This is a genomic window from Streptomyces sp. NPDC111507 (assembly GCF_055638955.1).
Genome location: NZ_JBVKBU010000003.1, coordinates 198,448 through 216,410 on the forward strand (window position 1 = coordinate 198,448; position 17,963 = coordinate 216,410).

At 71.2% G+C, this 17,963-nt stretch carries 18 protein-coding genes and 2 pseudogenes; 9 read left to right on the top strand and 11 right to left on the bottom strand.

Annotated features, from left to right (window positions below):
• Positions 1-239: 239 nt before the first annotated feature.
• Positions 240-764, bottom strand: a complete 525-nt coding sequence (locus ACZ7M2_RS13655; protein WP_471595382.1) for a MarR family winged helix-turn-helix transcriptional regulator — start codon at positions 762-764, stop codon at positions 240-242.
• Positions 765-1,112: 348 nt separating this feature from the next.
• Between ACZ7M2_RS13655 and ACZ7M2_RS13660 the strand changes: the two are divergent.
• Both ACZ7M2_RS13660 and ACZ7M2_RS13665 read left to right on the top strand, forming a co-directional pair.
• A pseudogene (locus ACZ7M2_RS13660) lies at positions 1,113-1,250 on the top strand (SDR family NAD(P)-dependent oxidoreductase); the annotation flags it as partial.
• Between the two features lie 141 nt (positions 1,251-1,391).
• A complete protein-coding gene (locus ACZ7M2_RS13665; RefSeq protein ID WP_471595383.1) occupies positions 1,392-2,435 on the top strand; it encodes a zinc-dependent alcohol dehydrogenase in 1,044 nt (347 codons plus the stop codon).
• Between the two features lie 28 nt (positions 2,436-2,463).
• On the opposite strand, the gene ACZ7M2_RS13670 is transcribed toward ACZ7M2_RS13665, so the two are convergent.
• The 5 genes from ACZ7M2_RS13670 to ACZ7M2_RS13690 form a co-directional block, all read right to left on the bottom strand.
• The gene (locus ACZ7M2_RS13670) at positions 2,464-3,468 is read right to left on the bottom strand and encodes an SMP-30/gluconolactonase/LRE family protein (RefSeq protein WP_471595384.1); all 1,005 of its coding nucleotides are present in this window, start codon (positions 3,466-3,468) and stop codon (positions 2,464-2,466) included.
• On the bottom strand, positions 3,465-4,367 hold the full coding sequence (locus ACZ7M2_RS13675) for a helix-turn-helix domain-containing protein (RefSeq protein WP_471595385.1): 903 nt from the start codon (positions 4,365-4,367) through the stop codon (positions 3,465-3,467). Before ACZ7M2_RS13675 ends, ACZ7M2_RS13670 begins: the two co-directional genes overlap by 4 nt.
• Before the next feature lie 61 nt (positions 4,368-4,428).
• Positions 4,429-5,307 carry an HTD2 family dehydratase gene (locus ACZ7M2_RS13680; protein WP_471595386.1) on the bottom strand — a complete coding sequence of 293 codons (879 nt, stop codon included), beginning with the start codon at positions 5,305-5,307 and terminating at the stop codon, positions 4,429-4,431.
• Positions 5,308-5,421: 114 nt separating this feature from the next.
• Complete coding sequence (locus ACZ7M2_RS13685) at positions 5,422-5,730, bottom strand: LysR substrate-binding domain-containing protein (RefSeq protein WP_471595387.1); 309 nt, start codon at positions 5,728-5,730, stop codon at positions 5,422-5,424.
• Positions 5,622-6,002 (bottom strand): LysR family transcriptional regulator, encoded by a 381-nt coding sequence (locus tag ACZ7M2_RS13690; RefSeq protein WP_471595388.1) that lies wholly within the window; start codon positions 6,000-6,002, stop codon positions 5,622-5,624. The genes ACZ7M2_RS13685 and ACZ7M2_RS13690 overlap by 109 nt, the downstream gene beginning before the upstream one ends.
• 96 nt (positions 6,003-6,098) lie before the next feature.
• On the opposite strand from ACZ7M2_RS13690, the gene ACZ7M2_RS13695 reads away from it, so the two are divergent.
• Both ACZ7M2_RS13695 and ACZ7M2_RS13700 read left to right on the top strand, forming a co-directional pair.
• Complete coding sequence (locus tag ACZ7M2_RS13695; RefSeq protein WP_471595389.1) at positions 6,099-7,301, top strand: CaiB/BaiF CoA transferase family protein; 1,203 nt, start codon at positions 6,099-6,101, stop codon at positions 7,299-7,301.
• A 63-nt stretch (positions 7,302-7,364) separates the two neighbouring features.
• Complete coding sequence (locus ACZ7M2_RS13700) at positions 7,365-8,531, top strand: acyl-CoA dehydrogenase family protein (protein ID WP_471595390.1); 1,167 nt, start codon at positions 7,365-7,367, stop codon at positions 8,529-8,531.
• A gap of 27 nt (positions 8,532-8,558) precedes the next feature.
• On the opposite strand, the gene ACZ7M2_RS13705 is transcribed toward ACZ7M2_RS13700, so the two are convergent.
• On the bottom strand, positions 8,559-9,365 hold the full coding sequence (locus tag ACZ7M2_RS13705) for a DinB family protein (protein WP_471595391.1): 807 nt from the start codon (positions 9,363-9,365) through the stop codon (positions 8,559-8,561).
• A 10-nt stretch (positions 9,366-9,375) separates the two neighbouring features.
• Positions 9,376-9,957, bottom strand: coding sequence for a dienelactone hydrolase family protein (locus tag ACZ7M2_RS13710; protein WP_471595392.1), 582 nt, complete (start codon positions 9,955-9,957; stop codon positions 9,376-9,378).
• A 308-nt stretch (positions 9,958-10,265) separates the two neighbouring features.
• Between ACZ7M2_RS13710 and ACZ7M2_RS13715 the strand changes: the two genes are divergently transcribed.
• Together ACZ7M2_RS13715 and ACZ7M2_RS13720 are read left to right on the top strand one after the other, a co-directional pair.
• Positions 10,266-11,348, top strand: a complete 1,083-nt coding sequence (locus ACZ7M2_RS13715; RefSeq protein ID WP_471595393.1) for a beta-ketoacyl-ACP synthase III — start codon at positions 10,266-10,268, stop codon at positions 11,346-11,348.
• 154 nt (positions 11,349-11,502) lie between these two features.
• Positions 11,503-11,856 (top strand): annotated as a pseudogene (locus tag ACZ7M2_RS13720) (SCO4225 family membrane protein).
• A gap of 9 nt (positions 11,857-11,865) precedes the next feature.
• Here the strand turns inward: ACZ7M2_RS13720 and ACZ7M2_RS13725 are convergent.
• Complete coding sequence (locus ACZ7M2_RS13725) at positions 11,866-12,435, bottom strand: TetR/AcrR family transcriptional regulator (protein WP_471595394.1); 570 nt, start codon at positions 12,433-12,435, stop codon at positions 11,866-11,868.
• A 158-nt stretch (positions 12,436-12,593) separates the two neighbouring features.
• Between ACZ7M2_RS13725 and ACZ7M2_RS13730 the strand changes: the two genes are divergently transcribed.
• Positions 12,594-13,451, top strand: coding sequence for an AAA family ATPase (locus tag ACZ7M2_RS13730; RefSeq protein ID WP_352044880.1), 858 nt, complete (start codon positions 12,594-12,596; stop codon positions 13,449-13,451).
• Positions 13,448-14,830: a vWA domain-containing protein gene (locus ACZ7M2_RS13735; protein WP_471595395.1), complete on the top strand. Its 1,383-nt coding sequence runs from the start codon at positions 13,448-13,450 to the stop codon at positions 14,828-14,830. Before ACZ7M2_RS13730 ends, ACZ7M2_RS13735 begins: the two co-directional genes overlap by 4 nt.
• Before the next feature lie 46 nt (positions 14,831-14,876).
• Here ACZ7M2_RS13735 and ACZ7M2_RS13740 read toward each other — a convergent pair whose 3' ends face one another.
• Together ACZ7M2_RS13740 and ACZ7M2_RS13745 are read right to left on the bottom strand one after the other, a co-directional pair.
• A complete protein-coding gene (locus ACZ7M2_RS13740; protein ID WP_471595396.1) occupies positions 14,877-15,578 on the bottom strand; it encodes an SDR family oxidoreductase in 702 nt (233 codons plus the stop codon).
• 178 nt (positions 15,579-15,756) lie between these two features.
• Positions 15,757-17,289 (bottom strand): MFS transporter, encoded by a 1,533-nt coding sequence (locus tag ACZ7M2_RS13745; RefSeq protein ID WP_471595397.1) that lies wholly within the window; start codon positions 17,287-17,289, stop codon positions 15,757-15,759.
• Between the two features lie 164 nt (positions 17,290-17,453).
• Between ACZ7M2_RS13745 and ACZ7M2_RS13750 the strand changes: the two genes are divergently transcribed.
• Positions 17,454-17,936: a MarR family winged helix-turn-helix transcriptional regulator gene (locus ACZ7M2_RS13750; protein WP_403691076.1), complete on the top strand. Its 483-nt coding sequence runs from the start codon at positions 17,454-17,456 to the stop codon at positions 17,934-17,936.
• Positions 17,937-17,963 lie beyond the last annotated feature (27 nt).

Sequence of the window (17,963 nt, forward strand, 5' to 3'; positions counted from 1 at the left end):
TCACGTCGGGAGCAGTGCGGTCGAACGGTCGAGCTGAGATCACGTCGGGAGCAGTGCGGTCGAACGGTCGAGCTGGGATCACGTCGGGAGCCACGCGGTCGAACGGTCGAGCTGGAGAACGGTCGGCCCGGGGGTGTCCCTCGGCGCTGCCCTTCCGTTCGTTCGGCCGGGCCCGTCGCGCCCCTCCCCACCTCCGGCCCGGCGGCCGTCGGCCCGGCCGAACCGAGCGGGCCGTTGGATCAGGCCGGGCGGGCGGCCCCGGCCGGCTCCCGGGAGGTCTCCTCGTCCTCGATGGCGTAGGAGAGGAAGTCGTCCACCATCCGGTGGAACAGGGTGGCGAGCTGCTGCAACTCCTGCGGCGACCAGTCCGCCAGAGCCATCCCCATACCCCGCGCGCTCGCCTCGCGGATGCGGTGGACCGCCTCCTCGCCTGCCGGGGTGATCTGAATGCGCTGCGCACGGCGGTCGTCGGGGTCCGGAACCCGGGTCACGAGACCGGCCTTCTCCAGCTGCTGCACCTGCCGGGTGATGTGGGACGCCTCCACGGCCAGCCGGGCCGCCAGCTCGCCGGGGCGCATGGGCTCGGAGTCGGCGATCTGCCGCAGCAGCGCCGTCGCGGCACGGTCCAGCGCCACTCCGGCCAGCGCCATCAGCCGATCATGCTGGCGGATCCCTCTGGCCAGGTAGGTGATGCGACTCAGGGCGCGCTCGATCTCCTGCATGGCGGTCGAGACGGGAACCTCTGCGGGCGGCGGTGTGGACATGGGTCCAGTCTAGCGCCTAATTGCCTGAGTCAAGTAATTTAGGAAACCATTTGCTTGACTCAAGTACTTCACATATGCTTGCCTGACTCAAGTAAGCCGGTGGCCGACACACAGGCCGAGGCCCCCTCCGGCGGAGGCGGCCTCGCCGCGCCGAACCCGTGGGGACGGGGAACGGCGCAGTCCCGGGCCCGGCGGCCGGTTCACTCCACCCGTCCGCCGCCGGGCCCGAGGGTACCGACCCGCGTCACCTCTCCCCTGCCCACCGAGGTCGACGTCCACCGCGCACACCGACCGAAGGAGCACGGCATGAGCGGCACCGGCCTCGAAGGGCGCGGCGTCATCGTCACGGTGTCGACGGCCGTGGAGACGTTCGGCGGCGTGGACGTCCTGGTGGACGACGCCGGTGTCCTGGACCGGTTGTCGGCCGTCGCCGACACCGATGACGAGGAGTGGGAACGGGTCGTCCGGACCGATCTCACGTCGCCGTCCTGCCCGTCGACCACGGCTGGTGTGCCGTTTGACGACGGCCCCTGATCCGATCGGGTCGCGAACCGTGCGCACCGATCACGGCTCGTCCGAGCCAGAAACAAGCGACTGCCACAGCGTCTCCAGAAAGCGAACCCCTCCATGGCCACCATGAAGTCCGTACAGACCGGCCCCGTCGACGCCATCGACATCGTCGAGGTCGAGCGCCCGGTGCCCGGTCCCAAGGACGTCCTCATGCGCATCCGCGCCTGTGGCATCTGTGGAACCGACACCTTCTTCCTGCACATCGGCGGCGCGCCCTTCGGCCCCGACGGCTCCATGGTCTCCATCCCCCTCGGTCACGAGCCCGCGGGTGAGATCGTCGAGGTCGGCGCCGAGGTCGAGGGCCTGAAGGTGGGCGACCGTGTGGTGGTCAACCCCCAGGCCGCCCCCTCCGGCATCATCGGCTGCGGCGGCAGGTTCGGCGCCCTCGCCGAGTACCTCCTCATCGAGAACGCCGAGGTCGGCAAGAGTGTCGCCGTCTTCCCCGGGACCGTTCCCTTCGACGTCGCGGCCCTCAATGAGCCCATGGCCGTCGCGCGCCACTGCGTCAACCGGTCCGGGGCCGAGCCGGCCGACAAGGTCGTGATCTTCGGTGCCGGGCCGATCGGTCTCGGTGCGGCGATCTGGCTGAAGCTTCGGGGCGTCCGGCACGTCACGGTCGCGGACGTCATCCCCGAGCGCCTGGAGACCGCGCTCGCCGTGGGTGCCGACGCCGTCATCAACTCCGCCGAGGAGAACGTGACCGAGCGGCTGACCGAACTGCACGGCCAAGCCGCGAACGCGCTCGGGCAGCCCCGTCCCGACACCGACATCTACATCGACGCGGCCGGTGTCGCCGCCGTCATCAACACCACGGTCGAGTCGGCGAAGTGGGGAGCCAAACTGGTCATGGTGGCCGTGCAGAAGAAGTCCGACGCGGTCGATCTCGGCGGGATGCTCCGCAGTGAGCTGACGCTCATCGCCTCGCAGGGCTACCCCACCGAGATCTTCGAGGTCACTCCCGAACTCGTCGAGCACCACGAGCGCTTCGCCGAACTCATCAGCCACCGCGTTCCCTTCAGCGACGCCAAGCACGCGTTCGAACTCGCGCTGACGCCGGGTGCGGCGGAGAAGGTCGTCGTGACCTTCGACGACGAGCGGTAGTCCCGGGGAGCTTGTCGGGCGGGACGAACTACTTCCGGCTCCTTCCGATCGACGCGGGGCCCAGCAGGAGGTTGGGGTCGGTGGCCGTGGTGTAGGCGGCGCTGAGCACGTAGAGCGTGCCGTGGCGCAGCGCGACGGAGGTCGGGTTCTGCAGGCCGTCGGCGGCGGTGAGTACGGTCGACGAGGTGCCGTCGCGGCGTATGCGTACGACCGTGTTGGGGCCGTTGAGCGCGGCCAGGATCTCGTCGCCGCGGCCGGTGAAGGCGAAGTCGTCGATGCCGGTGAGATGCGTCGCCCGGATCCGGACGGGTCCGGGGCCGCCGCCCGGGCCGAACGGGATGCGCAGCACGGTGCCCCGGTCGAGGTTGGTCGCCCACAGCGCGTTGTCGTGGATCTTCAGACCGTTGACGCCGAGGAAGCCGGCCGCGGCGAGTTCCGGGGCGGCGGACCAGGTGGCCGGTTCGCTGCCGGTCGAGCCCTTCGTGGGGACGGTGTAGATCTTCCCCAGCACGGAGTCGGCGACGTAGAGCCTGCCGCGGTGTTCGTCCAGCACCAGTCCGTTGGGCAGGCCGTCCGCGGGGAGGGCGGCGATGCGCTGCGGGGCGCCGCCCGGGCGCAGTCGCCACAGTCCGGTCAGGTCCGAAGTGCCGGTGGCGTAGAGGAAGTACAGCGTGCCGTCGTGGGCCCGGGCGATACCGGTGGTGAGGGCGAAGCCGAGGACCGGGGTGTGCACTCCGCCGTCGGCCGGGGCCGGCAGGGTGGCCAGGACGCGGGTCGCGCCCGCCGTGCTGACGGCGGCCACCTGCCGGGCGGCAGCGAAGGTGACGTCGGCCGTACCGTCGGGCTCCAGCGCGATGTTCTCGGGCATCTGCCCCCGTGCCAGGTCGAAGTGCGCGGCGATACGGGGCTTGGCGAGTGGCCCGGTGGAGGCCGCCGCGGGGGATGCGGTGAGGGCGGTCACGGCGGCCATTCCGGCGGCCGTGACCGTGTAGGCGAGTGCGGTCAGTTTCCGTGCGGTCAGTTTGTTTCTCATGCTTCTTTCGCTGTTTCCTTCGCGATGGTTTTCGGGCGCACGGCGGACGGGCCAGCCGCCGCCGTGCTGTGGATGAGGAGGGTCATGGCGGCCCGGGACGGCGAGTCGGCCTGGGTGGTCGCGACGACGACGTACTGTCCCTGTTCGGTGTGCAGCGTCTGCTGGGTGACGTCCATGGCGCCGACCAGCGGATGCCGCATCGCGTAGACCGCGACGTCGCTCGTCTTGACTCGGTGGTCGGCCCACATCGCTGCGAACTCGGCGCTGTTGAGGGTCAGTTCACCGACGAGGGAGGCGAGTGCCGGGTCGTCGGGGTACTGCCCCGACGCCAGGCGCAACGTGCCCACGACGGCTCTGGCCTTGGCCGGCCAGTCCGCGTACAGATCGCGGGTGTGGGCGTCGAGGAACACCAGCCGGGCCATGTTGGGACGGACGGCCGGCCGGTCCGGGCCGTCCGGGTCCAGGTGTCCGGCGTACAGCGCGTGCCCGGCGCGGTTCCACGCCAGTACGTCGCTGTACCGGCCCGTCACCACCACGGGCACCTCCGAGAGCACGCCCAGGAGTTGGGCGACCGCGGGTGAGACCCGTTCCGGCGCCGGGCGGCGCGTCCGGGGCCGGCGCCGGGCGGCGGCCGACAGCTCCCGCAGGTGCCGTCGTTCGGCCTCGCTCAGCCGCAGTGCCTGGGCGATCGCGTCCAGGACGTCCGGGGAGGCCTGGGACTGCCCCTGCTCCAGCCGCGCGTAGTACGACTCACTCACCCCGGCGAGCCGGGCCAGTTCCTCGCGCCGCAGTCCCGGCACGCGACGGCGTTCGCCGTACGTCACCACACCGAGGTCCTCGGGCCGCAGCTGCGAGCGGCGCGCCCGCAGGAACTCACCCAGCTGTCGTTTTCCGTCCATGCGCCGAGTATTGGGCTCGCCCACGAGGGCCAACCACACCCTGATCGGGATACCCGAGGGCTCAGCGCTCCGTGAAGGTCACCTCGGCCGTGGCGTGCGCGGGATCCCGGTGGGTGGCGACGGACAGGTCGGCGCGGTCGTCGTGGGGTGTCCCGCGGGCCAGCAGGTGTTCGCCGGCGAAGACGGGGCTGCGCAGCCGGTAGGACAGGGAGCGGACCTGCCGGGAGGGGGCGTCGCGGCGGACCAGTTCCAGCATCAGGAGGGCCAGGAGCGGGCCGTGCACGACGAGCCCGGGATAGCCCTCGACGTCCCGGGCGTACGGCGTGTCGTAGTGGATGCGGTGGGCGTTCGCGGTGAGTGCGCTGAACCGGAACAGCAGGGGCGGGTCGGGGTGCAGGGGAAGGCGCCAGTGGCCGTCCGCCTGGGGAGTCGCGGAGGGGTCGAGCGCCGCCCGGGTGTGGGGGGTCGAGGTGCGGCCGGAACGGTAGACGATGTCCTGTTCCTCGACGAGACAGGTACGGCCGCGCTGGCGGAGTTCGTGGCGCTGGGTCACGAAGAGGAGTTCGCCGCTCCTGCCCCGCTTGGTGGTCACGGCCCCCAGGCTGCTGACGCGCTCGGCGCGCTCACCGAGGCGCAGCGGCTCGTCGATCGTGCACCGCCCTCCGGCGACCATCCGCTGCCGGTCGGGGACCGGCGGGAGGAAGTGCCCGTGCCGGGGGTGGCCGTCGGCTCCGAGGTCCCGCTGGGCCGGCCAGCGCAGGAAGTAGAGCCAGTGCCACAGGGGCGGCAGGAGGTCGCCGTTGGTGGCGACGGGTGCGGGCTCGTCCAGGAGGGCCGACAGGGCGGCGACGGGGGCGGCGTGCAGGTCGTCCACGTCGGTCACCGCTTCGGGGGCCCACGACTCCACGGAGGATTGGAGGGGGCCCGGGGTGCGCTGCATTCCTCCATCATGTGCGCTGATGGGCGATGTTGGGCGAGAGAAGGTTCTGATGCCTCCCCAGCCCGGCGGTATGAGAGCCCGCTCGGCGCTGCTGGCTCCCCCAGCTCACTCGCCTCACTCGCCTCGCTCCCCCTCGGTCGCCGCGCCCTGCGCGTGCAGCTGCGCGGCGGGCCGGCTGCCCTCGTGGACGGCCGTGCGGACCTGGCGGGTCAGCTCGCGGGCGACGACCTCGACGGCCGGTGGAGTACGCCCCGTCCTCGGCATCCCGAGGACGATCGAGCGCCACATGTCCGGCTCGCTCAGCGGCGCGGCGCTCAGGGTGCCCCCGGCGACCTCCTCGGCGATGCCCACACCCGGCAGGATCGTCCAGCCGTGGCCGGCCAGGACCAGCCGCTTCCGTACGCGCAGGGAGTGGGTCTGCACGACCACGTTTCGATGCCGTTGACCGCCCCCGGGGTCGGCCGGGTCTCGGCGCGGGCCCGCTCCGGTTCGTTCAGGGCGCGGCGGGCGCGCTCGACCATGGGGGTGCCGGCCTCGGTGGGGCGCATGCCCTGGCGGGTGCGCTCGAACAGGGCGACGCCGAGTTCCTCCTCCAGCGTGCGGATCTGCCGGGTGACCGCGGGCAGGACCAAGTGCAGCAGTTCCGCCGCCCGCGGGACGCTGCGTGTCCGCGTTCGTATCCGGTATGAGGCCATCAAGGCTTGCTAATTCACCGAGGCCTCCATGAGCGACCATGATGGCATCACGGCCGCGTCGCCGCGGTCTCCCGGCCAGCCTCTGGAGGTCGCCCCATGACCGAGCTCTCCGAAGCGCTTCCGCTCTCCGGCATCACCGTCGTCAGCGTCGAACAGGCCGTGGCGGCGCCCTACGCCACCCGTCAACTGGCCGATCTCGGCGCCCGGGTGATCAAGGTGGAACGCCCGGGAGGCGGCGACTTCGCCCGTCGCTACGACACCACCGTGCACGGCGAGTCCAGCTACTTCGTGTGGCTCAACCGCTCCAAGGAGTCCCTGACCCTGGACCTGAAGTCGGCCCGGGGCCGGGACGTCCTGGAGCGACTGCTCGCCGGTGCCGACGTCTTCGTACAGAACCTGGCGCCGGGCGCGGCCACCCGGCTCGGGCTGGACGGCCCGGCGTTGCGGGAGCGGTACCCGTCCTTGATCCCGTGCACCATCTCCGGATACGGGACCAGCGGGCCCTGGGCCGATCGCAAGGCGTACGACCTGCTCGTGCAGTGCCAGACCGGGCTGGTCTCCCTGACCGGGAACGAGCACGGGTCCGCAAGGACCGGGGTGTCGATCGCCGACATCGCTGCCGGGATGTACGCCTACTCGGGCGTCCTCACCGCCCTGTTCACGCGCGCCACCACGGGAGTCGCCCGCGCGGTGGAGGTCTCTCTGTTCGAGGCGCTGGCGGAGTGGATGGGGCAGCCGGCGTACTACACGCGCCACGGCGGCACCCAGCCGCCACGGCTCGGCACCCAGCACGCCACCATCGCCCCGTACGGCGCCTACCCCGCGGCCGACGGCAAGGACGTGCTCTTCTCGATCCAGAACGAGCGCGAATGGGCCGCGCTGTGCGAGCGGTTCCTCAGGCGCCCGGACCTCGTCGACGACCCGCGTTTCGCCACCGGCTCGGACCGCGTGTCCCACCGGGAGGAGCTGAACGCGATCGTGGCCGCGCGGTTCCGCGCGCTGGACAGTCAGGAGGCGATGAAGCTGCTGGACGCGGCGGGGATCGCCAACTCCGGTGTGAACACGGTCGAGGAGTTCCTCACCCACCCCGTACTCGAGGAGCGCCACCGCTGGCAGGACGTCCGACTGCCCGGGGGCGCGGGGGCCGTGCCCGCGTTGCTGCCGCCCGTCGACCTGGCCGGGGTCACTCCCCGTATGGACGCCGTTCCTGCCGTCGGCGAGCACACCGACACGATCCTGGCCGCGCTGGGACACGGCGCGGCCGACATCGCCGCCCTCCGGGCCGACGGCATCGTCTGAATGCCCGGCCCTGCGCTTCTCCCCTCTCCCTTTCCGCGCCCGTCCCCCAAGGAGCCGCACAGCATGAGCCCTCTCGACGTCCTGTCCGAGGACGAGCGGCTCGTCGTCGCCACCGTGCGCGAGTTCGTCGACAAGGACGTCAAGCCGGTCGTCCGGGAACTCGAACACGCCAACACCTATCCCGAAGCCCTGATCGAGCGGATGAAGAAGCTCGGGATCTTCGGGCTCGCCGTCCCCGAGGAGTACGGCGGCACACCCGTCTCCACCTCCTGTTATGTGCTCGTCACGGAGGAGCTCGCCCGCGGCTGGATGAGCCTGGCGGGCGCGATGGGCGGCCACACCGTGGTGGCCAAGCTGCTGCTGTGCTTCGGCACCGCGGAGCAGAAGCGCCGCTGGCTGCCGCGGCTGGCAACCGGCGAGGTCCGGGCGACGATGGCACTGACCGAACCCGGCGGCGGGTCCGACCTCCAGGCGATGCGCACGCTCGCCCGCAGGACCCCGGACGGCTATGTGGTCAACGGCTCGAAGACGTGGATCACCAACTCGCGGCGGTCCGGGCTGATCGCCCTGCTGTGCAAGACCGATCCGGACGCCACCCCCGCCCACCGGGGCATCTCCGTCCTCCTGGTCGAGCACGGCCCCGGGCTCACCGTCTCCCGCGATCTTCCGAAGCTCGGCTACAAGGGCGTGGAGAGCTGCGAGGTGACTTTCGAGGACCACCACGCGCCGGCCGACGCCGTCCTGGGCGGAGTCGAGGGCCAGGGGTTCGCCCAGATGATGAAGGGGCTGGAGACCGGGCGGCTCCAGGTCGCCGCCCGCGCCCTCGGCGTCGGCCGGGCGGCCCTGGAGGACTCGCTCGCGTACGCACAGCAACGGGAGTCCTTCGGCAAGCCCATCTGGCAGCACCAGTCGATCGGCAACTACCTCGCGGACATGGCCACGTCCCTCTCCGCCGCGCGCCACCTCACCCTGCATGCCGCACGCGAGGCCGACGCCGGCCGGCGCGTGGACATGGAGGCGGGCATGGCCAAGCTGTTCGCCTCCGAGACCGCCATGCAGATCGCCCTCAACGCCGTGCGCATACACGGGGGTTACGGCTACTCGACCGAGTTCGACGTGGAGCGCTACTTCCGGGACGCCCCGCTGATGATCGTCGGCGAGGGCACCAACGAGATCCAGCGGAACGTGATCGTGCGCCAGCTCGTCGAGCGGGGTGGGCTGGACGCGTGAGCCGGTCCCACCCCGCTCGCGAGCCGGTCAGGGCAGGTCCCGACCCCCGGCCTCCAGCGCCGCCAGGTCACGCACCGCGAAGCGGAGGTGCTCGCACTCCTCGTCCATCACCACCTCCAGGCAGCTGCCGACCGTGCGTGTCTCCTCGGGGTAGCCGGGCGCGGGCGTCCGCGCACACGGCCGTTCGAGCTCGGCGTCGGTGAGAGCGTCGACCAGGCCGCGTATCAGCGCCATGCGGTCGGCGCGCGCCGACATCACCTCAGCGAACGACGGACGCGCAGCCAGGTCCATGCCGAGGGCGGCCGTGTCCGCGCGCGGATACGCGGTCTGGGGGACGCCGAGCGGGTGGTACGGCAGCGGTTCGTCGAGGACCGTACGAAGCGCCCAGGCGTCGGTGACGAAGACGAGGTGGCGCAGGGTCTCGACGAACGACCACTCGTCGTGGACCCGTTGGTGGCGGGCCTCCTCGGGCAGCCGCTCGGCGCGGGCGACCGCGTCCGACCAGAGCCGTTCGATCGTGTCCCACATCGCGCGGTGGTCGTCGGCCGTCCGCATGCCCCGCAGCTGCACGCGCTCGGGGTGTCGTCGGTCCAGCTCGGCGGCCACGAACGCGGTGACGTCGACGCCGTTGACGACGAAGTCGCTGACGTGACCGGACACGTCGACGTCGACGAGCCACGAGTCGACGATCCTGACCCGGCTCAGGTCGCAGTCGACGAACGTCGTCGCGGTGAGGTCGGCGACCGCGAAGCGCGCACCTCGGAACGCGTCCGTGTGGTCGCTGTCGTACTCCCCCGCCGACCATCGGTGCGGACCGTACTGTGCCGCTGCCATGGGCGGGTCCCTACTCGATGCCGTCGAGGAGGGCGAGCACGCGCCGGGTGAGCAGGGTGGCGGCGTGTTCGTCGTACGAGGGCAGGCTGTTGTCGGCGAACAGGTGCTGCTTGCCGGGGTAGAGGAACAGCTCGGCGGCGTCGGGGGCCGACTCGACGAGGGCGCGGGCCGCGTCGAGGTCGCCCTCGTCGACGAAGTACTCGTCCGCCTCCATGCCGTGGATCTGGACCGGGACCTGCCGCGGCCAGTCGCCGCCGAACTCCGAGGTCGGGACGCAGGAGTGGAACAGCAGCGCGCCCTTCGCGCCGGTCCGGGTCTGGGCGAGGTACTGCGCCGGCAGGACGCCCAGCGAGAAACCGGCGTACACCAGCTCGGCGGGCAGCTCGGCCGCGGCGGCCCTGCCGCGCTCGACAAGGGTGCCGAACCCGATGCCCTGGGCGTGCGCGACGCCCTCTTCCAGGTTCTCGAAGACCAGTCCCTCGTACAGGTCCGGCACGTGGACGGCGTGTCCGGCTCCCCTGAGCGACTCGGCGAACGCGTGCACACCGGACGTCAGTCCGTGCGAGTGGTGGAACAGCAGTACCTCAGCCATGTCGGCCCCCTCCTTCGCCGCGCAGCCCGGGTGACTCCGCGGGACCGAGTATGGACCGGGGCACTGACATCGCCCGGCGGTCGCCGCGCACCCACGCCAAACACCTCCTCCGGTGGGCGGGTGTGGTGTCCGGCGGGCGCCCGGAGTCAGGTGTTCCGCATTCCGTCCATCGGATGCGCGGCACGACGGCGGAGTGCTTCTTTGCCGAAGTGCGCGCCCCCTGAGCGCACTTGTCCCTGTTGATCCACAACGGGTTAGGTGAACACCATGCTGCTGACCGGCAGCTGACGCGGGGAAAGGTGGTTGTGATGTCAGCTGCTGTGATCGGTGGAATCGGCACGTGCCTGCCGGAGCGTGTCGTCAGCAATGACGACCTGGCGGCCCGGCTGGACACCTCGGACGCCTGGATCCGTTCCCGTACCGGCATCGCACGGCGCCGGATCGTGGAGCCGGGCACCAGTACCAGTGATCTCGCGGTGGCCGCGGGACAGGCCGCGCTGGACTCCGCGGGGCACGGCGCCGACTTCGTCCTGCTGGCGACGACGACCCCGGACCGTCCCTGCCCGGCGACGGCGCCCGAGGTGGCGCATCGCCTGGGGCTCGGTGACGTACCGGCGATGGACGTCTCGGCGGTCTGCTCGGGATTCGTCTACGCGCTCACGGTGGCGAGATCCCTGGTGGCGTCCGGGACCTGCGCCCGCCCGCTCGTGATCGGCGCGGAGGTGTACACGTCGATCATCGACCCGCTCGACCGGGACACCGCGGTGATCTTCGGCGACGGGGCCGGGGCGGTCGTGCTGCGCGAGGGTGGGGTCACCGAGTCGGGTGCGCTGCGCGCCGTCGACCTCGGCAGTGACGGCTCGGGCTGCGAACTGATCACGGTGGCCGCGGGTGGCTCCCGCCGTCCCCGTGCCGACGGCGAACTCCCGCGCTCGCAACGGTACTTCCGGATGCAGGGCCGTACGGTGTACCGGCACGCGGTGCACCGGATGACCGCCTCCTCGCGGCTCGTGCTGGAGCGGGCCGGCTGGACGCCGACGTCGGTGCGTGCCTTCGTCGGCCATCAGGCCAACCAGCGGATCCTCGACGCCGTGGGCGACCGGCTCGGCATCGGCGCCCCGCACCGCTTCGGGAACATCGCGGAGGTCGGCAACACCGCCGCCGCCTCCATCCCCCTCGCCCTCGCCGACACCGCCGCACGTGACCTCGTACGGCCCGGCGAGCGCAGCCTGCTCACCGCCTTCGGCGGGGGCCTGACCTGGGGTTCCATCGCCCTGTCATGGCCGGCCGCGGTGCCGGTCCACCGGCACCTGCCGGTCCCCGCCGCGCGCCGGCCGTCCATGGTCCCGGCCCCGGCGCCGGTACCCTGCCAGAACGGACCGCAGCCGTGACACCCGTATGCCACGTGAGTGGATCGGTCGGATCGGATGAGTGGTCGTACTCATGCCCGCTCGCGGACGCAGCCGCCATCGTGATGTCCACGCCCCTCCGGCACCCCCGCGGAGAGGCGGACCACGCCACCGGCTTCGTCCGACGGAGGACATCATGAGCATCTCGCGCCGCGCCCGTACCGCGCTCACCCGGGCCACGGACAACTGGCTCTCGCGTGTCTATCTGACCGCCGTCACCGCCACGACCGGCTACTTCCTCTTCGATGCCCTCTTCGTCGACCACCCCGACGCCTCCATGGCCTCCGTGGTGCCCTGACTGCTGACCGCCCCACTGAGCCTGCTGTACACCCTCCTGCCCGACGGCACCCTCTCCGGCACGAGCACCGGCCTGTTCACCGCTCTCCACCTCGCGGGGATCGCCTTCGCCGCCCTCGCGAACGCCGCCTTCATGGGCCACGTCGTCCACAGGCTCCGCCAGCCGTTCCCCGGCACCGCACCCAGCGCCTGAAGGTCCCGCCTACTTCACCCCGCCCGCATCCAGCAGCGCCGTCACCGTCGTCGTGGTCAGCCCGTCCAGCGTCTCGATCCCGGCACCGGCCCGGGCGCTCGCGCCGTCGAACACCAGCATCAACTGCCGGGCGAGAAGTTCGGGATCACGCGCACCGCCCTGCTCGGCCTGCGCACGGAACACCTCTTTCATATGCCCCTTCGCGCCGCCCGCGACCACCGACGCCGGGTGCCCGGGGTCCTTGAGTTCGACAAGCGCGGCGAGGAACGGGCAGCCGCGGTACTCGGGCCGCACCGAGGCCGCCTCCAGCCGCTCGAAGATGCCCAGGATGCGCTCGCGAGGTGTCCCGGCGTCCTCCGGATCCGGCGCGAGCTGCTTCTCGTACAGCGGAATCCGCCGTTCCAGGCTCGCCGCGAGGACGTCGTCCTTGCTCTCGAAGAGCTGGTACATCGACCGCTTCGAGACACCGGCCGACCGGCACAGCGCCTCGATGCCGACGGATACGCCCTCGCGGTAGACGAGGTCGGCCGCCGCGTCCAGCAACCGGTCCCTCGTGGACGCCTTGTCTGTTGTGGCCATAAAGGCAGGTTACCGCGCGGGAGGAGACAGGGAAACCGATCGGTCTCCCCAGGTCGCGTGGGCGCAATCACACGTGACACAGCGACTGAACAAGCGCTTGGATAGTGACGTTCCGACCGTGTGTCCCACCCCGCCGTGCCGCGCTGGAGGCCCCGTTGCTGTTCACATCCGTCGACGATGTCTCCGCGCGTCTCGCCGAGACCGGCTATCTGGCCTCGCCCGCGGTCGCGACCACGGTCTTCCTGGCCGACCGCCTGGGCAAGCCGCTCCTGGTGGAGGGCCCCGCCGGGGTCGGCAAGACCGAACTCGCCAAGGCCGTCGCCCAGGTGGCCGGGGCGCGACTGGTCCGGCTTCAGTGCTACGAGGGCGTCGATGAGTCCCGGGCGCTGTACGAGTGGAACCACGCCAAGCAGCTGCTGCGCATCAGCGCGGGCCGCGACGAGACGTGGGACGAGGCGCGCACGGACATCTTCAGCGAGGAGTTCCTGCTGGCGCGCCCCCTGTTGACCGCCATCCGCGGCGACGATCCCAAGGTGCTGCTGATCGACGAGACCGACAAGGCCGACGTCGAGGTGGAGGGACTGTTGCTGGAAGTGCTCAGCGACTTCCAGGTCACCGTCCCGGAGCTCGGCACGATCAGCGCGACCAGCCGGCCCTTCGTGGTCCTCACCTCGAACGCGAGCCGTGAGCTGTCGGAGGCGCTGCGCCGCCGTTGCCTCTTCCTCCACATCGGCTTCCCGGAGGAGGAGCTGGAGCGTCGCATCGTACGGCTGAAGGTGCCGGGTCTGGACGCGGCGCTGACGGAGTCGGTGGTGCGGGTGGTCGGCGCACTGCGCGAGATGGACCTGCGGAAGGTCCCCTCGGTCGCCGAGACGATCGACTGGGCGCGCACCCTGCTCGCGCTGGGCGCCGAGACCCTCGACGGGACCGTCGTACGTGACAGTCTCGGCGTGCTCCTCAAGCACCAGGACGACATCCTCAAGGCGGCCGCCAAGCTCGACCTGGACGCCATGTGAACGCGCCGACGGGCGTCGCCGAGCGGCTGACGGGACTGGTCGGCGCGTTGCGCGCGCATGGCGTGCGGATCGGTACCGGCGAGACGGTGGACGCCGCGCAGGCGGTGGCGGCGCTCGGCCTGGCCGACCGGGAACTGCTGCGTGAGGGCCTCGCCGCCACCCTGTTGCACAGCACGGGGCAGCGCCGGGTGTTCGACCCCGTCTTCGACCTGTACTTCCCGCGTCTCGTCGGGGCGCCGATGTCCGAGGGGCAGGAGAGCGACGCTCCCGCCGCCGACCGGGAGGAGCTGCGCGAGCGGCTCGCGGCCGCGCTCGCCGCCGGCGACCGCGAGACGCTGGAGCGGCTGGCGATCGAGGCGGTGGACGGCCTCGGGGGCTACGGTTCCTCGCCGGGGTCGGACGGCTGGTCGTCGTACCAGACGCTCGACCGGCTCCGCCCGCAGACGCTGATGGCGCGCGTCCGTGACAGCGTCCGGGCACGGCAGGAGGGAGCGGCGGGGTTCGCCGACCGGCTGCTGGAGGACGAGATCCGGCGGCGTATCGAGGTGTTCCGCGCGCTGGTCGCCACGGAGGCGCGGCGCCGGGTCGCCGAGCGGCGCGGCCGGGACGAGTTGGCGCGGCGGGCGGTGGCCCCGACCGCCGACCGGGTCGACTTCCTGTTCGCGGGGCGGGACCGGCTCGCCGAGCTGCGCAGGACGGTGCAGCCGCTGGCGCGCAAGCTGGCCACCCGGCTCGCCGCACGCCGCCGCCGGGCCGCGCGCGGCACCATCGACCTGCGCCGGACCCTGCGCGGTTCCCTGTCCACCGGCGGGGTCCCCATGAAGCCGGTGCTGCGCAGACGCCGCCCCGTCCGGCCCGAACTGGTGCTGCTGTGCGATGTGTCGGGCTCGGTGGCGGGCTTCTCGGACTTCACGATGCTGTTGGTGCAGGCGCTGCACGACCAGTTCAGCAAGGTGCGGGTGTTCGCCTTCGTCAACCGGATCGACGAGGTGACCGGCCTGCTCGTGCACGGCAGGGCCGATCCGGAGGGGCTGGGTGCCCGCATCCGCTCCGAGGCGACGCTGACGGGCTGGCACGGCAGCAGCGACTACGGCGTCGCGTTCGGCGAGTTCGCCGAGCGGTACGTCGACGCGGTGGGACCGCGCACGACCGTGTTCGTCCTCGGCGACGCCCGGACGAACATGGGCGACCCGAATCTGCCGGCCGTCCGGCGGTTCTCCGAACGGGCCCGCCGCGTCTACTGGTTGAACCCCGAGCCGCTCTCCCAGTGGGGTACGGGCGACTCGGCGGCGCCCGAGTACGCCGAGCTCGTCGAGATGCACGAGTGCCGCAACGTACGGCAGCTCAGCGGGCTGATCGGCCGACTGCTGCCGGTCTGACCGCCGCGGGCGGAACGGGACCGGCCTCGCCGTCCCCCTGCCTCCGTTACGCGACCAGCTGCGGGTACATCACGCCCAGATCCTCGGCCAGCTGGGCCTTGACCTGCCGGGTGAGGTCGTCCGCCAGCACCTCGAAGGCACCGGACTCGATGCCGTCGAGGGCCTGTGCCGCGACGCTCTCGGGCGAGGACTTCGGCGCGTCCACCTTCGCGGCCATGTCGGTGTCGACGTAACCGACGTGGAGTCCCGTGACGTCGATGCCGCGCGGCTTCAGGTCGAGGCGCAGGGAGTTGGTCTGCGACCAGAAGGCCGCCTTGGAGGCGCTGTAGGAGCCCAGGAGCCCTACCCACGACAGCACCGAGTGGACGTTGAGGATGTGGCCGCCGCCGTTGCGCTCGATGATCGGCACGAAGGCGCGCGTGACGAGGAGGGGGCCGAAGAAGTTCGTCTCGAACTCGCGGCGGACGTCCTCGACGGGAGAGTCCAGGAAGTTCGCGTTCACGGACGCGCCCGCGTTGTTGATCAGGACGGTGACGTCCTGCGCGCGCTCGGCGGCCGCGGCGACGGACGCGGGGTCGCTCACTTCCAGCGCCAGCGGCACCGCGTCGGGGTGTGTGACGGTCCGCGGGTCGCGTGCGGTGGCGTACACCTTCGACGCGCCGCGCTCATAGAGGGCCTGCACGAGCGCGCGGCCGATGCCGCGGCTGCCGCCGGTGACCAGGACGACCGAACCATTGATGGATGTCATGAGAACTCCCGAAGCCATGAGGAAACCGATCGGTTTCCCTTCATCGGAAGAGTAAACCGATCGGTTCCCAAGGGCAAGGCGGGAGGCGATCGGAGACGGCGGGAAAAGGAGGGGCCAAGGAGCGGACACGAAAACGGCTCGCCCCGATGGACGGGGCGAGCCGTTGACCGTGTACGGATCAGGACGTGACGCCCGCCGTCTCCACGACAGCCTCGTCCGCCGCGGCGTCGTCGGTGGCGGCGTCGTCGGTGGCGGCAGCCTTCTTCTCGACCGTGTACTGCTGGGCCGCACCCCTGGTCAGACCGACCAGCGCCACGGCCACGATCAGCACGAACGCGACCCCGGCGATCGCGAAGCTCAGCGTGAACTGGCTCTCGGCGGGCAGCGCGGGCGCACCGGCCGGCAGATGCTGGATGGTCTTGGACGCCAGCAGCGAGGTGATCACGGCGCTGGCGATCGCGCTGCCGACGGAACGGGAGATGGAGTTGAGGCCGTTGGCGATGCCCGTCTGATGGTGCGGCACGCTCGCCACGATGAGCGCGGGCATGGCCGCGTAGCCGAAGCTGATCGCGACACCGATCAGCAGGCCCGCCAGGATGACCGACGCGGAGGTGTCGTGCGCCAGGGTGAGCCACGCGAATCCGGCGACTCCGAACACCGCGCCCACGGCGAGGGTGAACCGCGCCCCGATCCGCCCGACGAGGATCCCGCCGAACTGTGCGGCGAGCAGCGAGATCAGCGTGGTCGGCAGCAGGTACTCGACCGAGGCGCGCAGCACCGAGGCGCCGAATCCGTACCCGGTGAGTTCCTTCGGCATCTGCGCCAGGTACGCGACGCCGATGAACTGGGAGAACATCGCGAAGCCGAGGAAGAGGCCGGCGAGGTTGGTGAAGAGCACCGGGCGGTGGGCGAACATCCTCATGTCCACCATCGGCTGGCGGACCTTGCGCTCGACCAGGACCCAGACGCCCGCCATGACGACCGCGGCGACGAACAGGCCGATGGTGCGGGCGGAGGACCAGCCCCACTCGTGTCCCTGCGAGATCGGCAGCAGGAGCAGGACGAGCAGCGCGGCGAGCGTTCCCGCGCCGAGCCAGTCGGTACGGCCGCCGGTCGTCGAGCGTGCGGACGGGACACGCAGGACGACGCCGACCAGGGCGAGGGCCGCGAGCCCCACGGCGAGCCAGAACACCCGGTGGTAGTCGGGGTCCGAGCCCCTCGTGAGCAGTCCGGCCGCGACCAGGGCGAGTCCGCTGCCGACCGCGAGCGTGCCGCTCACCAGCGCCATCGCGCCGTGCAGCTTCGCCGGGGGTATCTCCTCGCGCAGGACCGAGAGGGCGAGCGGGAAGATCGCGGTGGCCGCGCCCTGGAGCACCCGGCCGACGATCAGCCACAGCAGCGAGGTGGTGGTCGCCGCCAGCACCGAACCGGCGATCATCAGCAGCAGAACCCCGATCAGCGTGGGCTTCTTGCCGTGCATGTCGCCGAACCGGCCGAGCAGCGGGGTGAAGACCGCGGCGGACAGCAGGGTCGCGGTGGTGACCCAGCTGACGTTGGCGGTGGTGGTGCCGAGGTCGCTCTGGATGATGCTCAGGATCGGTACGACGAGGGTCTGCATCATCGAGACGATCATGGCCGCGAGGCCGAGGACCAGGACGAGTGAGAGGTCGCCGGTGGGGCGCCCGGGCGCCACGCGATCTGTGGGTGTCACGGTGTTCTTCCGTTTGGTCAGGACGTCGAGCAATCACGGAGAGTGATGCCGCGAAACTTGAAGACCGCAAAGCTGTAGAACATAAAAGTTTGAGGTCCTCAAGTAACTTGATAGAGGTAAGCATCGAAGGTTGAGGTAGTCAAGTTTCGGGTTACGCTGAATCCATGTCCGCGACATCTGGAACGAACCGCTCCACCGAGGCGTCCGACACCGGACCCCTCACCGTCTCCAACGTCATGCTTCTCGACACCCTGTGGGCGTCGATGGTCAGCCTCTACGCGGATCTCACCAGCGCCGCCGCCGCGCACGGCCTCACCTACAGCCAGGCCAAGGCGCTCAACGTACTGCGCCAGGGCCCGGCTCCGATGCGGGCCCTGGCGGGCACACTGCGCTGCGACGCCTCGAACATGACCGGGATCATCGACCGGCTGGAGGCCCGCGGCCTCGTCTACCGCGAGCCCAGCCCCACCGACCGGCGGGTCAAGAACGTCGTCCTGTCGGAGGACGGGGCGGCCGCCGTGTCAAGCATCCGCGACGGTATGCACGGCACCCACCAAGCCCTCGACTCACTCAGCGACGCCGAGCGGTCCACCCTCGAAGGCCTGCTCTCGCGCCTGTTCGTCGCCGAGGACGACCGGGCCTCCTGACCCCCGAACGGGACGCCCTGGCCGAGC

Excerpts from the sequence above, each read along its gene's own strand:
- ACZ7M2_RS13655 (WP_471595382.1), bottom strand. The coding sequence starts at position 764 with ATGTCCACACCGCCGCCCGCAGAGGTTCCCGTCTCGACCGCCATGCAG.
- ACZ7M2_RS13665 (WP_471595383.1), top strand. The coding sequence starts at position 1,392 with ATGGCCACCATGAAGTCCGTACAGACCGGCCCCGTCGACGCCATCGAC.
- ACZ7M2_RS13670 (WP_471595384.1), bottom strand. The coding sequence starts at position 3,468 with ATGAGAAACAAACTGACCGCACGGAAACTGACCGCACTCGCCTACACG.
- ACZ7M2_RS13675 (WP_471595385.1), bottom strand. The coding sequence starts at position 4,367 with ATGGACGGAAAACGACAGCTGGGTGAGTTCCTGCGGGCGCGCCGCTCG.
- ACZ7M2_RS13680 (WP_471595386.1), bottom strand. The coding sequence starts at position 5,307 with ATGCAGCGCACCCCGGGCCCCCTCCAATCCTCCGTGGAGTCGTGGGCC.
- ACZ7M2_RS13690 (WP_471595388.1), bottom strand. The coding sequence starts at position 6,002 with ATGGCCTCATACCGGATACGAACGCGGACACGCAGCGTCCCGCGGGCG.
- ACZ7M2_RS13695 (WP_471595389.1), top strand. The coding sequence starts at position 6,099 with ATGACCGAGCTCTCCGAAGCGCTTCCGCTCTCCGGCATCACCGTCGTC.
- ACZ7M2_RS13700 (WP_471595390.1), top strand. The coding sequence starts at position 7,365 with ATGAGCCCTCTCGACGTCCTGTCCGAGGACGAGCGGCTCGTCGTCGCC.
- ACZ7M2_RS13705 (WP_471595391.1), bottom strand. The coding sequence starts at position 9,365 with ATGGCAGCGGCACAGTACGGTCCGCACCGATGGTCGGCGGGGGAGTAC.
- ACZ7M2_RS13710 (WP_471595392.1), bottom strand. The coding sequence starts at position 9,957 with ATGGCTGAGGTACTGCTGTTCCACCACTCGCACGGACTGACGTCCGGT.
- ACZ7M2_RS13715 (WP_471595393.1), top strand. The coding sequence starts at position 10,266 with ATGTCAGCTGCTGTGATCGGTGGAATCGGCACGTGCCTGCCGGAGCGT.
- ACZ7M2_RS13725 (WP_471595394.1), bottom strand. The coding sequence starts at position 12,435 with ATGGCCACAACAGACAAGGCGTCCACGAGGGACCGGTTGCTGGACGCG.
- ACZ7M2_RS13740 (WP_471595396.1), bottom strand. The coding sequence starts at position 15,578 with ATGACATCCATCAATGGTTCGGTCGTCCTGGTCACCGGCGGCAGCCGC.
- ACZ7M2_RS13750 (WP_403691076.1), top strand. The coding sequence starts at position 17,454 with ATGTCCGCGACATCTGGAACGAACCGCTCCACCGAGGCGTCCGACACC.